Annotated in this window: 11 protein-coding genes and 3 pseudogenes; 10 read left to right on the forward strand and 4 right to left on the reverse strand. The window is 59.7% G+C overall.

Annotation, left to right across the window (positions count from 1 at the left end; all coding sequences use genetic code 11):
• Positions 1-175 precede the first annotated feature (175 nt).
• Both KI237_RS07090 and KI237_RS07095 read left to right on the forward strand, forming a co-directional pair.
• Positions 176-1417, forward strand: coding sequence for a glutamine synthetase family protein (locus tag KI237_RS07090; protein ID WP_212800572.1), 1242 nt, complete (start codon positions 176-178; stop codon positions 1415-1417).
• Between the two features lie 70 nt (positions 1418-1487).
• Complete coding sequence (locus KI237_RS07095) at positions 1488-2855, forward strand: MFS transporter (RefSeq protein ID WP_212799353.1); 1368 nt, start codon at positions 1488-1490, stop codon at positions 2853-2855.
• A gap of 61 nt (positions 2856-2916) precedes the next feature.
• Here KI237_RS07095 and KI237_RS07100 read toward each other — a convergent pair.
• The 4 genes and pseudogenes from KI237_RS07100 to flgA form a co-directional block, all read right to left on the reverse strand.
• Positions 2917-3662: pseudogene (locus KI237_RS07100) on the reverse strand (flagellar brake protein).
• Positions 3663-3754: 92 nt separating this feature from the next.
• Positions 3755-4222, reverse strand: coding sequence for a flagella synthesis protein FlgN (locus KI237_RS07105; protein ID WP_212799354.1), 468 nt, complete (start codon positions 4220-4222; stop codon positions 3755-3757).
• A 47-nt stretch (positions 4223-4269) separates the two neighbouring features.
• Complete coding sequence (gene flgM, locus KI237_RS07110) at positions 4270-4587, reverse strand: flagellar biosynthesis anti-sigma factor FlgM (protein ID WP_212799355.1); 318 nt, start codon at positions 4585-4587, stop codon at positions 4270-4272.
• Positions 4588-4759: 172 nt separating this feature from the next.
• Positions 4760-5524, reverse strand: coding sequence for a flagellar basal body P-ring formation chaperone FlgA (flgA, locus tag KI237_RS07115; protein WP_212799356.1), 765 nt, complete (start codon positions 5522-5524; stop codon positions 4760-4762).
• A 78-nt stretch (positions 5525-5602) separates the two neighbouring features.
• Between flgA and KI237_RS07120 the strand changes: the two genes are divergently transcribed.
• From KI237_RS07120 to KI237_RS07155, 8 genes and pseudogenes are all read left to right on the forward strand, one after another.
• Complete coding sequence (locus tag KI237_RS07120; protein ID WP_212799357.1) at positions 5603-6529, forward strand: chemotaxis protein CheV; 927 nt, start codon at positions 5603-5605, stop codon at positions 6527-6529.
• A gap of 54 nt (positions 6530-6583) precedes the next feature.
• A pseudogene (cheR, locus tag KI237_RS07125) lies at positions 6584-7410 on the forward strand (protein-glutamate O-methyltransferase CheR).
• Between the two features lie 361 nt (positions 7411-7771).
• Positions 7772-8179, forward strand: coding sequence for a flagellar basal body rod protein FlgB (gene flgB / locus KI237_RS07130; RefSeq protein WP_042729797.1), 408 nt, complete (start codon positions 7772-7774; stop codon positions 8177-8179).
• Positions 8180-8182: 3 nt separating this feature from the next.
• Complete coding sequence (gene flgC, locus KI237_RS07135) at positions 8183-8626, forward strand: flagellar basal body rod protein FlgC (RefSeq protein ID WP_212799358.1); 444 nt, start codon at positions 8183-8185, stop codon at positions 8624-8626.
• 15 nt (positions 8627-8641) lie between these two features.
• Positions 8642-9364, forward strand: a complete 723-nt coding sequence (flgD, locus tag KI237_RS07140; RefSeq protein ID WP_212799359.1) for a flagellar hook assembly protein FlgD — start codon at positions 8642-8644, stop codon at positions 9362-9364.
• A gap of 28 nt (positions 9365-9392) precedes the next feature.
• A pseudogene (gene flgE, locus KI237_RS07145) lies at positions 9393-10717 on the forward strand (flagellar hook protein FlgE).
• Between the two features lie 207 nt (positions 10718-10924).
• Complete coding sequence (locus KI237_RS07150) at positions 10925-12664, forward strand: type I secretion system permease/ATPase (protein ID WP_212799360.1); 1740 nt, start codon at positions 10925-10927, stop codon at positions 12662-12664.
• Positions 12664-13974 carry an HlyD family type I secretion periplasmic adaptor subunit gene (locus KI237_RS07155; RefSeq protein ID WP_212799361.1) on the forward strand — a complete coding sequence of 437 codons (1311 nt, stop codon included), beginning with the start codon at positions 12664-12666 and terminating at the stop codon, positions 13972-13974. Before KI237_RS07150 ends, KI237_RS07155 begins: the two co-directional genes overlap by 1 nt.
• The last annotated feature ends 17 nt before the right edge of the window (positions 13975-13991 follow it).

A 13991-nucleotide genomic window follows, 5' to 3' on the forward strand; every position in this document is an offset into this window, starting at 1 on the left:
TGATATTCCGAACAGCCGAAGCCTATTTTGTACGGGTTGCCGTTCACGGCTCGCACATAACAAGGATTGCGTCATGACGACCGATGGCCAGCGTTCACTCGCGCAGCGACTGACGGGCATTGATGAGATTGAATGTGTCACGCCGGATTTGAATGGTGTGCCGCGGGGCAAGGTAATGACCGCTGAGGGTTTCCTCGAAGGCCGGCGGCTGCAGCTGGCGCGGGGTGTTCTGCTGCAATGCATCATGGGCGGTTATCCACCGGCGCGTTTCTATGGCAGTGATGATGGTGACCTGGCGCTGGTGGCGGACCCGAAGCAGATCCACCGCCTGCCCTGGAGCAAACAGCCCCGTGCCCTGGCGATCTGCGATGCCGACGAGTTGACCGGTGAAAGCTCCCGGCTCTCGACGCGCGGCCAGCTCAAGGCCGTTGTCGCTCGCTATGCCGCTCTTGGCCTGGCGCCGGTGGTGGCGACCGAGCTGGAATTCTTCGTGTTCGCCCCCAATCCCGACCCGACCCAGCCGTTCCAGCCGCCGATGGGCCTGGATGGGCGTCGCGAAGACGGCCACTCAGCGTTCAGCGTCAGCTCCAACAACGGCCTGCGCCCGTTCTTCAGTGAAGTCTATGCCTGCATGGCGGTGCTGGGCCTGCCTCGCGACACCTTCATGCATGAAATGGGCGTGAGCCAGTTCGAGATCAATCTGCTGCATGGCGACCCGCTGTTGTTGGCGGACCAGACGTTCCTGTTCAAGCACCTGCTCAAGGAAGTCGCCCTCAAGCATGGCCTGACCGTGGTCTGCATGGCCAAGCCCCTGGCTCACACGCCGGGCAGCTCGATGCATATCCATCAGAGCGTCGTCGAGGCAGGCAGCGGTCGCAATGTCTTCAGCGACGACGCGGGCGAACCGACAGCCGCATTCCGGCATTTCATCGGGGGGCAGCAGGCGTGCCTGGCGGATTTCACCGCGTTGTTCGCGCCGAACGTGAACTCCTACCAGCGCCTGTGCCACCCGTTCGCCTCGCCGAACAATGCCTGTTGGTCACATGACAACCGTTCGGCCGGGTTGCGCATTCCTGCCAGTTCGCCGGTGGCCCGGCGGGTCGAGAACCGCTTGCCGGGGGCCGATGCCAACCCCTACCTGGCGATTGCCGCCAGCCTGGCCGCCGGGCTGTATGGGATTGAACATCGGCTGGAGCCGAGCGCGGCGATCCAGGGCGAATTCGAAGTGCCGGATAATCTGTCGCTGCCATGTACCTTGCATGCCGCCCTGGAGCGTCTGAAGCGTAGTCATCTGGCGAAGGAACTGTTCGGCACGGAGTTCATCGAAGGCTACATCGCCTCCAAGACCCTGGAACTGACTAGCTTCTTCGATGAAATCACGCCCTGGGAGCGACGTGTCCTAGCGGCCCAGGCATAAAGAACCGCCGCATTCGGGCTATCTTCAACAGGTAGCCCTTACTCACCTCAAGGAGCCGCTCGGAACGCCGATGCGCCAAATCTGGAAACCTTTTCGAGCGCTTTATTTCGCCTCGCTGATGATGTTGATCGGCTCGGGCCTCTTGAGTACTTACCTGGCTTTGCGCCTGGCCGCCGACCATGTGGACAGCCTCTGGGTCGGTGCGCTGATGGCCGCCAACTATTTCGGCCTGGTGCTGGGTGGCAAGATCGGCCACCGGCTGATCGCCCGCGTCGGCCACATCCGCGCCTATTCGGCCTGCGCCGGGATCGTCGGTGCGGCAGTGCTGGGCCATGGCCTGGTGGACTGGCTGCCGGCCTGGATCGTGCTGCGGATGATTGTCGGCCTCGGGATGATGTGCCAGTACATGGTCATCGAGAGCTGGCTCAACGAGCAAGCCGACGCCAAGCAGCGTGGCGTGGTGTTCAGCGGCTACATGATCGCCTCGTACCTGGGGCTGGTGCTGGGCCAGTTGATCCTGGTCATGCACCCGGCCTTGGGCCTGGAGCTGTTGATGCTGGTGGCGCTGTGCTTCGCCTTGTGTCTGGTGCCGGTGACACTGACCCGGCGAATTCACCCGGCGGCGCTGCATCCGGCGCCCATGGAGCCACGCTTCTTCATCAAGCGCGTGCCGCAATCCTTGAGTACGGTGCTGGGCTCCGGGTTGATCGTCGGCTCGTTCTATGGCCTGGCGCCCCTGTATGCCTCCCAGCAGGGGCTGTCGACCGAGCAGGTCGGTCTGTTCATGGGTAGCTGCATCTTCGCCGGGTTGCTGGTGCAGTGGCCCCTGGGCTGGCTGTCCGATCGATATGACCGGGCGCTGCTGATCCGCTGCTTTGCGCTGGCCCTGACGATCTGTGCGCTGCCATTGGCGATTCTTCCGACGGTGCCGTTGGAGGTGCTGTTTGTCGCGGGGTTCTTCTGTTCGCTGGTGCAGTTCTGCCTGTATCCGCTGGCGGTGGCGTTTTCCAACGACCACGTCGAAGCTGATCGAAGGGTGTCCCTGACGGCGATGCTGTTGGTGACCTATGGCGTTGGCGCCAGCATCGGGCCGCTGGTGGCTGGCGTGCTGATGAAGATGTTCGGCAGCCAGATGTTGTATGGTTTTTTTGCCTTCTTCGCCTTGGTGCTGGTGTGGCGGATCCGGCCGAAAGCGGTGACCAACCTGCATCAGGTCGATGACGCACCGCTGCATCACGTGGCGATGCCGGACAGCATGTCGAGTTCGCCTTTGGTGGCGTGTCTTGATCCGCGGGTGGATGAGCAGGTGGTGCAGGAGCAGATGCAGGCGCCGGCCAACCCGGACGTGGAGCTGGAGCCGGGCGAAGAGCCGGCCACTGAAACCGAAGCGGAGTCTGACGAACCGGAGGCGCCCAGCTTTACCCAGGCCAGGCCTTGAAACGGGCATAAAAAAACGGGCAGTCACCGCAAGGGACTGCCCGTTTTTTCATGGCTGTCGATCAGAGGTCGTCTTTGTCGAAACGCCGGGCTTCGCGCTGGAGCTGGTAGACGAACCGCTCGACCTGCCGTTGCACCAGGCCACTGATGTTGTGGAAGCGTACGCCGGCGAACGTGGTGTTGATCCTTTCTTCGAAATGCAGGTAACGCAGCTCGACCGGGGCGATCATGTTGCCGAACGGCAGCGCCGCGATGAAGCGCTCGTACACCTGGCCCAATTGCAGGCGTTCGGTAATATCGCCGTCGAAACGCAACTTGCAACCGGTGGCGGAGATGTCGAGCAGTTTGCCGTCCACGGGGGACTTGAGCTTTTCGCCGCCCAGTTCAACGCTTACCAGTTGTGCCAGTTTCAGGGCGGCGCGGAAGGCATTGCGACGTTGGTGGTAGACCACTTCGTCGGGCAGGGCGCCGCGATAGCAGCGACCGTCGCTGGATTCATCAATGGTCAGTGGGCCGTTGCCATCCCAGGCGATACGCACGCCGTCATGGAAACCCTCGACACGAAAAGGCTCGCCCGCCAGCAGGAAACGCTCGCCGTCCCGGGGAATCATTTCATCCAGGGCGATGGAGTTGGTCTCGCGATCGACATTGACCAGATAGCTCTGGAAACGCTGGGTGCGCTCATGGAACGTAATGATCAGCGGGTCGTGGCTCTCTTGCAGCATCCGCAGGTTGCCGGAGATTTCCAGAGGCGTGGTGAGGACCTTGGGGGCTGCGGAGCATCATCCGCGTTTGAGGCATTGAACACGGTGAGTCAATCTCCAGGCAAAATACGACTACGAATGGCCGGCATTTTGCCAGCATGTATCGCGCGTTGATAGAGCGAAGGCATTGTTCGTTTCATGCCTGGCTGAGCGGGCGGTGCTTGACCATTCTGGCCGTTGAACCGCTAGCGTCATACAGCGTCGGGATCTCGCCACCGTTGAGAATGCGCAACTGGTTGGCGGTGGCGGCCTGCTGCATCAGGATCGACTGGCCGTTGCGGGCATTGGTTGCCTGGCATTGGGCGAGCAGATCGTTGAGCACTTTGCTCTGGGAGCGCAATTGATCGCCGAGAGTCGACTGGCTGGCCAATTGCTCAAGGCCGTCAGGACTGGCGGGCAGGCTGAGGCTGGCGAGGATCTCGCTGCGCTTGCGGCCATGCTGGTCGAGCAAGATGATCAATGCCTGTTTCTGCGCCAGGATATTTTCCAGCAAAGGCATGTCACGACCGTGCAGTGCCACGGATTCGGCCTGCAACAACTCCAGCAATTGTTGGGCTGGAACAAAGTCGTCGATGATCAGTTGCAATAAATGTGTGTCGTGCATGGCTGGCCTTGGGTCTTAGCGTCCAAAAGCCTCACGCAGGCGGTGGCCTAGCGCTGGGCTTCGAAATTGAGCAGTTTGCTGGCTACGCGGTTGCTGTCGACTTTGTAGCTGCCATCGGCGATTGCTGCTTTCAACTCGGCCACGCGGGCGTTGTCGACGACAGGTTGATCGCGCAGCTTGTCAGTGACCTTCTGCAACTGCTGAGCCTCATTGCTGAGGTGTACCGACTCCCCGTTGCTGACCTGGTCGGCTGGTGTAGGCAGCGGCGCGGATTTGCCGGCTTCGGCGGTTTCCTTGGTGGCGCTGGTACGCGTAGTGCCTGTCAGCGGTGAAGAGCTGTTTAAACGATTGAAATCGATGACCATGGTAAAAAACCTCTGGGTATTTGGACGCTTGCCATGTTTTCGGCCATTCCCAAAAAAACTTTAGGCTCATTTATCCAATGAACGTGCGCACGTCTGCGCTTGCCTTTGCGTAAGGCACAGTCTAGGGAACACCGGGATCAAGCGCCAGCTTTCTACCTCCTCTGCCGGGTCATCACATCGCCACTTCCACTTGGCCTGGGGCCATCACCTGCGCCTTGATAACGCGCTGGGAATTAAGGTTTTTTACCCGTATCTGTTCACGCATGCCGCCATTGGACAGGGCTTCGCCGGGCATCCGCACGGCCAGGGAGCCGCTGCGGGCGGTGATCACAACCTGGTCGCCCTTGCGGACCACCTCGGCCTGCTCCAGATGCACCAGCGTCACGACCTGATCGGCGACCATTGGTCGGACAAGTTTCTGCCCGATGGCCTGATCGACAGAGGTCAGAAAACCCTGGGTGATCTGGCTGATGTCCCGTTCACGCAACATCACGTCCTGAGGCTCGACGATCCCGGCCCGCTTGAGTGGACGAGTGGTGGTGACAATTTCCCGAAACAGGCGCACTTGAGCGGGCACGAACACCGTCCAGGGCGCGGCGCTGTCGCAACGAACCTTCACCGTGACGCGGCCCAGGGGGCGAGCGGGACTCTCCAGCGAAGCAGTCAATTCCTTGTCGCACATTGGCATGCGCAGGCGCGGGTCGAGTTGGTTGACTTCGATTTCGTAGCGACCTTCGGTTTGACTGGTAGCCAGATAGTCTTCTACGGTGAATTCAAGAAAGCCCTGAGTGACGCCGATAAGGAGATCAGGCAAGGTAACCGGAACAGCAGCAAAGGCAGGACCGCCCGAAGTGAACAGGCAGACAGCCAGCAGTGCACCGAGCCAGTGGCGGCAGTGAGTGGTCAGGCGTCGAGAAAATGTCGTTTGTGCGTTCATGCCGGTTCAATAGCAAGCCCCGTGCCGTTTAGTGATGAATGCGCGTCGGACACATTAGCGTTAGGTAGGAGTCAGGGCATGGCGGGAGTAATGGATTCGGTAAACCAGCGCACTCAGCTGGTCGGTCAGAATCGCCTGGAGCTGTTGCTGTTCCGTCTCGACGGCCAGCAAATGTATGGGATCAACGTATTCAAGGTTCGCGAGGTGCTGCAATGCCCCAAGCTGACCCTGATGCCCAAGTCCAGCCCCGTCGTGTGCGGTGTGGCCAATATCCGGGGTGCAACCATCCCGATTCTCGACCTGGCGATGGCGACCGGTTCCGGTCGGCTGCTGGACCAGAGCAATCCGTTTGTGATCATCACCGAGTACAACACCAAGACCCAGGGGTTCCTGGTCCGCTCGGTGGAGCGCATCGTCAACATGAACTGGGAAGAGATCCATCCACCGCCCAAGGGCACCGGCCGCGATCACTACCTCACGGCAGTGACCCGGGTCGATAACCAGTTGGTGGAAATCATCGACGTGGAAAAAATCCTCGCCGAAGTCGCGCCCACACCGGAAGCGATCTCCTTCGGGGTGGTGGATGCCGAAACCCAGCACAAGGCGATTTCGTTGCGGGTGTTGACCGTCGATGACTCTTCGGTGGCCCGCAAGCAGGTGACCCGTTGCCTGCAAACGATTGGCGTCGAGGTGGTGGCGTTGAACGACGGGCGACAGGCGCTGGATTACCTGCGCAAGCTGGTCGACGAGGGCAAGAAGCCTGAGGAAGAGTTCCTGATGATGATCTCCGACATTGAAATGCCGGAGATGGACGGGTACACCCTGACGTCGGAAATCCGCAGCGACCCGCGCATGCAAAAGCTGCATATCATCTTGCATACTTCGTTGTCCGGGGTTTTCAACCAGGCGATGGTCAAGAAGGTCGGCGCCGACGATTTCCTGGCAAAATTCCGTCCCGATGACCTGGCTTCCCGGGTCGTGGATCGGATCAAGGCAGCAGAATAAAAGGTCGGGCGCGTTGTGCGCCCGGCAAGTCAACACGATGAAAGAGGCGGTATCTTGTCTACGGGTAATTTGGATTTCGAACAGTTCCGGGTCTTCCTGGAAAAAGCCTGTGGCATCTTGCTTGGTGAAAACAAGCAGTACCTGGTGTCGAGCCGTCTCAATAAATTGATGGAGCAACAGGGCCTCAAGTCATTGGGCGAACTGGTGCAGCGTATTCAGACCCAGCCGCGCAGTGGTTTGCGCGAAATGGTGGTGGACGCGATGACCACCAACGAAACCCTGTGGTTTCGCGACACCTATCCGTTTGAGGTGTTGAAGAACAAAGTGTTGCCGGCGGCCATCAAGGCCAGCCCGGGCCAGCGTTTGCGGATCTGGTCGGCGGCCTGTTCGTCGGGGCAGGAACCCTATTCGCTGTCGATGTCCATCGATGAGTTCGAGCGGTCCAACCTCGGCCAGTTGAAAGGCGGCGTGCAGATCGTTGCCACCGACCTTTCCGGGACCATGCTCAATAACTGCAAGACCGGCGAGTACGACAGCCTGGCCATCGGCCGGGGCCTGTCGCCGGATCGCCTGCAACGTTACTTCGATCCGAAAGGGCCGGGTAAATGGGTGGTCAAGGCGCCGATCAAGAGCCGGGTGGAATTCCGCTCCTTCAACCTGCTGGACAGCTATGCCAGCCTGGGCAAGTTCGACATCGTGTTCTGCCGCAATGTACTGATCTACTTCTCCGCCGAAGTGAAGAAAGACATTCTGCTGCGCATCCACAGCACGCTGAAGCCGGGCGGCTATCTGTTCCTCGGCGCCTCCGAGGCGTTGAACGGTTTGCCGGATCATTACCAGATGGTCCAGTGCAGCCCGGGATCATCTACCAGGCGAAGTGATTGGCTTGGCATGTCAAAAAAACGGGAGTCCTCAATGGCTCCCGTTTTTTATGCCCGCTGATGATCTCCTGATCACCCCTATCCCCTGTGGGAGCGAGCCTGCTCGCGATAGCGATATCACAGGTGACATCAATGTTGACTGACACACCAACATCGCGAGCAGGCTCGCTCCCACAATGAAATGCATTTGTCCTGCAGGAAGCGGCAGAAAAGCGGCAGCCAAGCGGAACCTCATTGCCGCTTTTCTGGCATTGCCGCTTTGCCGGTGCCCGCAAAGCCCCGGTTTACGGCGTTTTTGATAATGGCACGACGCTTGCTTTAGCCATCGTACGTACATTCTGGTCACCCAAAGGTTTCCGCCATGAGCATCAGCTTCGATAAAGCGCTCGGTATCCACGAAAAGGCTCTGGGCTTCCGCGCCCAGCGTGCCGAAGTCCTGGCCAACAACATCGCCAACGCCGACACCCCGAACTACAAGGCTCGGGACCTGGACTTCTCCAAAGTGCTCGCCGAGCAGAACGAGAAGACCAAGAACGGCAGCTTTGCCTTGAACATGACCAACAGCCGTCATATCGAGGCCGAAGGCCTGGGCAATGGCGACGAATCGCTGATGTATCGCACACCGATGCAGCCTTCGATCGACCAGAACACCGTGGACGCTCAACTGGAACAGTCCAACTACGCGGAAAACTCCGTGAACTTCCAGGCCAGCTTCACCCTGCTCAACAGCAAGTTCAAAGGGCTGGTATCGGCCCTGCGCGGAGAGTAAGCCATGTCGATTGCTAGCGTATTCAACATTGCCGGCAGTGCCATGAGTGCCCAGACCACTCGCCTGAACACCGTCGCCAGTAACATTGCCAACGCCGAGACCGTTTCGTCGAGCATCGACCAGACCTACCGTGCCCGCCACCCGGTATTCGCCACCATGTTCCAGGGCGGCCAGTCCGGCGGCAGCGACTCGTTGTTCCAGGAGCAGGGCGCGGCCGGGCAGGGCGTACAGGTGCTTGGCGTGGTCGAAGACCAGAGCAACCTCGAAGCACGTTATGAGCCAAACCATCCGGCCGCAGACGCCAAGGGTTACGTCTACTACCCGAACGTCAACGTCGTCGAAGAAATGGCCGACATGATTTCCGCCAGCCGTTCCTTCCAGACCAACGCCGAAATGATGAACACCGCCAAAACCATGATGCAGAAGGTCCTGACCCTCGGTCAGTGATAAGGGGCGAGTCACATGAGCGTTACCAGTACAACAGGTGGTTTGAGCCTTAACGAGATTCTGGCCAATTCCTCGGTCAAGACCCCCACCACGAGCGATGGCCTGGGTGCGGCGACCGGCGCGGCAACCGGCAAGAAGGAATTGGGCAAGGACGCGTTCCTGCAGTTGCTCGTTACCCAGCTGAAAAACCAGAACCCGCTGGAGCCCCAGGACAACGGCGAGTTCGTTGCCCAGTTGGCGCAGTTCAGCAGCCTGGAAGGCATTACCACCCTCAACGACACCGTGAGCGGTATCGCCGGCAACTACAACTCGTCCCAGGCCCTGCAAGCCTCGTCGCTGGTCGGTCGCTCGGTCATTGCCCCGGGCGACAAGGCGGTGGTCGATACTTCCAAGAGCCTCAACGGCACAGTGGTGGTACCGGCATCGGTGTCCTCCGTCGCGGTCAAGATCGTGGACAAGGACGGCAAGACCGTTCGCACCATCGACTTGGGCAGCCAGAACGCCGGCAATTCGGCCTTCATCTGGGATGGCAAGAACGACGCGGGCACGACGGTCGAGTCGGGCACCTACACCTTCGCCGCGTCGACCACCATCGACGGCAAGGCCACGTCGCTGATCACCAACCTGCCGGCCACGGTCAGCAGCGTGACGATCAGCCAGACGGGCGGTGAGCTGATGCTCAACCTGGCCGGGGTGGGCAGCATCGCCCTGTCCAAAGTACAAACTATTGGTATGTAGAGCCGACTAACCGGCAAAAGGAGTCAACATGTCTTTTAACATCGGCCTTAGCGGTCTCTATGCAGCCAACAAACAGCTGGACGTGACCGGCAACAACATCGCCAACGTGGCGACCACCGGTTTCAAATCGTCCCGCGCGGAATTCGAAGACGTCTACTCGGCCACCAAGCTGGGTTCGGGCAGCAAGACCGTCGGCAACGGCGTGCGCCTGGCCAACGTTTCCCAGCAGTTCGGCCAGGGTGACGTGAACAACACTGGCAACGTGCTGGACATGGGCATCCAGGGCCAGGGTTTCTTTGTCCTGAGCAACGACGGTTCGCTGAGCTACACCCGTGCCGGTACCTTCAAGACCGACAAGGAAGGCTACATCACCAACAGCGACGGCACTTCGCGCCTGCAAGGCTATGGCGTGGATGCCAACGGCAAGATCCAGAACGGTATCCTGACCGACCTGCGCATCGATACCTCGAACCTGCCACCGAGCGCCACCAGCCTGGTTTCGTCGACGATCAACCTGAACTCGACGGCGACGGCGATCACTACGGCGTTCAATCCGACCGACACGGCCACGTTTACCAAGCAATTCACGACCCCGGTCTATGACACTCAGGGCAACCAGCACTCCATGGACCAGTACATGGTCAAGACTGCTGGTAACACCTGGAACGTGTATACCTTGATCGATGGTCGTAACCTCAATGGCAGCGCGCCGATTGCTCCGAACGCTCCGGTTCCTTCGACGATGACATTCGACTCGAACGGCAAGTTAACCCAAGTCAGCACTCCGGTTCCGCCGACCGTTCCGCCGACTGTTCCGACCCCCCGCCAACCATCAGCAATGATCTGAACCTGATTGGCTGGGTCCCAGGCACTGTGACCAATGGTACATGGACCGCTAATGGCGCGGGCTCGTCGACTATTACGATTTCCATGGCCAACACCACCCAGTTCAACGCCGACACCGCCCGCTCGATTCCGACCCAGAACGGCTACGCCACTGGCCAGATTACCAACCTGACCATCGACGGCAGTGGTGTATTGCTGGCCAACTTCAGCAACAACCAGACCAAGCCGATCGGCCAGCTCGCGCTCGCCAGCTTCACCAACGAGCAAGGTCTGCAGCCAGTAGGCGGCACCAGCTGGAAAGAAACCTTCGCCTCGGGCATCCCGGGTTACGATGCTCCAACCACTGGCACCCTGGGTTCGATCGTCTCCAACTCCCTGGAAGAGTCCAACGTCAACCTGACCAACGAACTGGTCGAGCTGATCAAGGCCCAGAGCAACTACCAGGCGAACGCCAAGACCATCTCCACCCAGAGCACCATCATGCAGACCATCATCCAGATGGCTTGATAGCGGGCTGCTTCAAAAAAACCGACGTCTTGGGCGTCGGTTTTTTTATGGGTGAATTTTGAGCGGATGACCGTTTGTCGGGTATCTGGTGCGGAATTTGCACTTTAGTCCAAATCGCTCGAAGAGCGTCAAGTTTCCATACGACTGTCATCGAATCTGTATTGACTGACGACAGGGATGTCACGAAAACCAAGGGACGGATACCAGTTGAAAGCCCATAACGCTGTCAGTGCGCCTGTTGTCGCGCCTTCATTGAAATCGGTATTGCGTCGGGGCCTGCTGGGTGCTGCGCTGTTTTCCGGTGTGATCAATATTCTGGCGCTGGTTGGCCCGGTGTTCATGCTGGAAGTCTACGACCGGGTCATTCCCAGCCAGAGCGTCCCGACCCTGGTCGCCCTGGGGCTGCTGGCACTTGGGGTTTATGCGCTTTCAGGTCTGCTGGATATCATTCGCTCCCGGGTCATGGTGCGAATTGCTTCCTCGCTGGATCTGGCGCTGTCCGCAAAGGTCTTCAATGTCATTGCCGGTGCGTCGCTGAAAACGCCCATTACCGGCGATGCCTTGAAACCGGCTCAGGAGCTGGATCAGATTCGCGGTTTTATTGGCGGACCGGGCCTGGTGGCTTTTTTCGATTTGCCCTGGATGCCGGTTTACCTCGCGGTCTGCTTTTACATTCATCCGTTGTTCGGCCTTTTGGCCGCCGGCCTGATGATTATCCTTATCAGTCTGACCCTGATCACTGATCGGCAAACCCGCAAACTGATGCGGGCTTCGGCCGATGCGTTGAACAAGCGCAACCATCTGGGTCAGCAAGCTCACCAGAACGCCGAAGCGCTGATGGCCATGGGCATGTTGGCCAACACGTCGAACCTCTGGCAGAACAATCACAGCACCTTCATCACCCTGCAGCGGCGCTCGATCGACATTGGCGGCTTTTACGGTGGCATTTCCAAAACCCTGCGTCAGGTCGTTCAGTCAGCCGCTCTGGCTCTGGGCGCATGGCTGGTGATCAAAGGCGACTTGAGCGGCGGCACGATGATCGCGGCCTCGATTATTGTGGCGCGGACCCTGGCACCGGCGGAGCAGGTCATTGCCACGTGGCGCAGCCTATTGGGGGCCCAGATCGCCTGGAAGAGGCTGCTGGAAGTGTTCTCTCTGTTCCCGGATGCCCAGAGCAAGACCGAGCTACCCACCGCCCATCGCAGTTTGCAGGTCGAAAGTGTGTTTGCCGCGCCGCCCGGCGCGCAGCGCCTGACTTTGCAGAATATCAACTTCATGGTCGCCGCAGGCACCGCTGTTGGTGTAGTGGGGCCGAGCGCATCGGGTAAGTCGTCATTGGCGCGTGTGCTGGTCAACGCGTGGGCGCCAGCGCGGGGGCATGTCCGGCTCGATGGGGCGCCGTTGGACCAGCTGACTGAGCTGGCTCGAGGCAAGTTGATCGGTTATCTGCCGCAAAGCGTTGGGCTGTTTACCGGAACCGTCGCCCAGAACATCGCACGATTGGATCCTTCAGCGCAGGACAGTGCGATTGTCAGTGCCGCGCAATTGGCCGGGGTCCATGAGCTTATTCTGCAATTGCCCCAGGGTTATGAAACCCAAGTGGGCGAGGGCGGGGTCAATCTTTCGGCGGGGCAACGACAGCGGGTGGCATTGGCCAGGGCGCTGTTTGGTGATCCCTTCCTGGTGGTATTGGATGAGCCGAATTCAAACCTCGATGCCGAAGGCGAGCAGGCGCTGGCCAAGGCCATTCTGGCGCTCAAGGCCCGTGGTGCAATCGTGGTGGTGATTGCCCATCGCACCAATATCTTGTCGGTGATCGATCAGGTACTGATCCTCGAGAATGGCGTGCAAGCGGCTTACGGCCCCAGGGATGTCGTCCTTAAACGAGCTCCGGCAACGCCCCCCCGGCCCTCCAGCAATGTTGTGGAACTGGGAGTATCCAACTGATGCATACCGATCAAGAAGTCACCCTGACCGATTCCTTGTCCCGTCATTTACGTTGGGGAGCGATCTCATTGGTGGTGCTGCTCGGCGCAGGGCTGATCTGGGCGGTGTGCACCAATCTGTCCGGCGCTGTCATCGCCACGGGCGTGGTCGCCGTGGAAGGCAGTGTCAAGACTGTCCAGCATCCTACCGGCGGTGTGGTCGCCGAACTGCTGGTCAAGGAAGGGCAGGCAGTCGCTGCAGGGGACGTGTTGTTACGCCTCGATGCCACATTGCCCGCCGCCAGCCAGGCCATCGTCAGCAAATCATTGAACCAGGCTTGGGCCCGTCTCGCCCGCTTGGAGGCCGAGCGGGACAGTGCCCGCGAAGTGGTAATCCCCCAAGAGTTGCTGACCCGCATGAGCCTGGAGGAAGCCAAGTCGGTCATGGCCATCGAGCAGCAGTTGTTCCTCGACCGGCGTGCGTCCCGTGAAGGCCAGAAAAAGCAACTGCGCGAACGTGTCCAGCAACTCAACGAAACCATTGCCGGCCACGACATCCAGCAGAAAACCAAGCTGGAAGAAATCGAACTGATCGACAGCGAATACCAGGCCGTCAAGAAACTGTTCGACAAAGGCATGATGACCCTCGACCGGGTCAATGCCCTGGCTCGGGGTATCGCTCGGCTGCGCGGGGAGCGTGGGCAATTGATGGCATCGATTGCCGAGGCGCGGGGCAAGATCGCCGAAACCGAGCTGCAACGACTCCAGGTTGACCAGACTTTCCGCAGCGAAGTGTCCCAGGAACTGAGAGATTTGCTGGCCCGTCAGGGCGAATTGATCGAGCGGGAAATTACGGCCAGCGATCAGCTCAAACGCATCGACATCACCTCGCCTATTACCGGGCGCGTGCAGCAATTGGCCGTGCACACAGTCGGTGGCGTCATTTCACCGGCCGAAGGGCTCATGCAGATCGTACCCGCCGACGATGAACTGCTGGTTGAGGCGAAGATCAGTGCACAGGACATTGATCAGCTAACCGTCGGGCAATCCGCGACCTTGCGCTTGAGTGCGTTCAACCGCAGCACCACGCCGGAACTGACTGGCACCGTGGTGCGACTGTCAGCGGATCTGATTCAGGATGAGCGCACTGGTGTGGGCTTCTATCGAGCGGGTATCAAGATTCCTCAAAGCGAATTGGCGAAGCTGCAAGGGCTTGCCCTGGTGCCGGGGATGCCCGTGGAGTCGATGATCCAGACCGGCTCCAGGAACGTCATGTCTTATTTGCTTAAACCAATCAGCGACCATGCTCAGCGGGCCTTCCGCGAAGGATGAGGCTCTGCTGATTAATC

This window comes from Pseudomonas sp. St316, assembly GCF_018325905.1.
In the GTDB taxonomy this organism is placed as follows: Bacteria; Pseudomonadota; Gammaproteobacteria; order Pseudomonadales; family Pseudomonadaceae; genus Aquipseudomonas.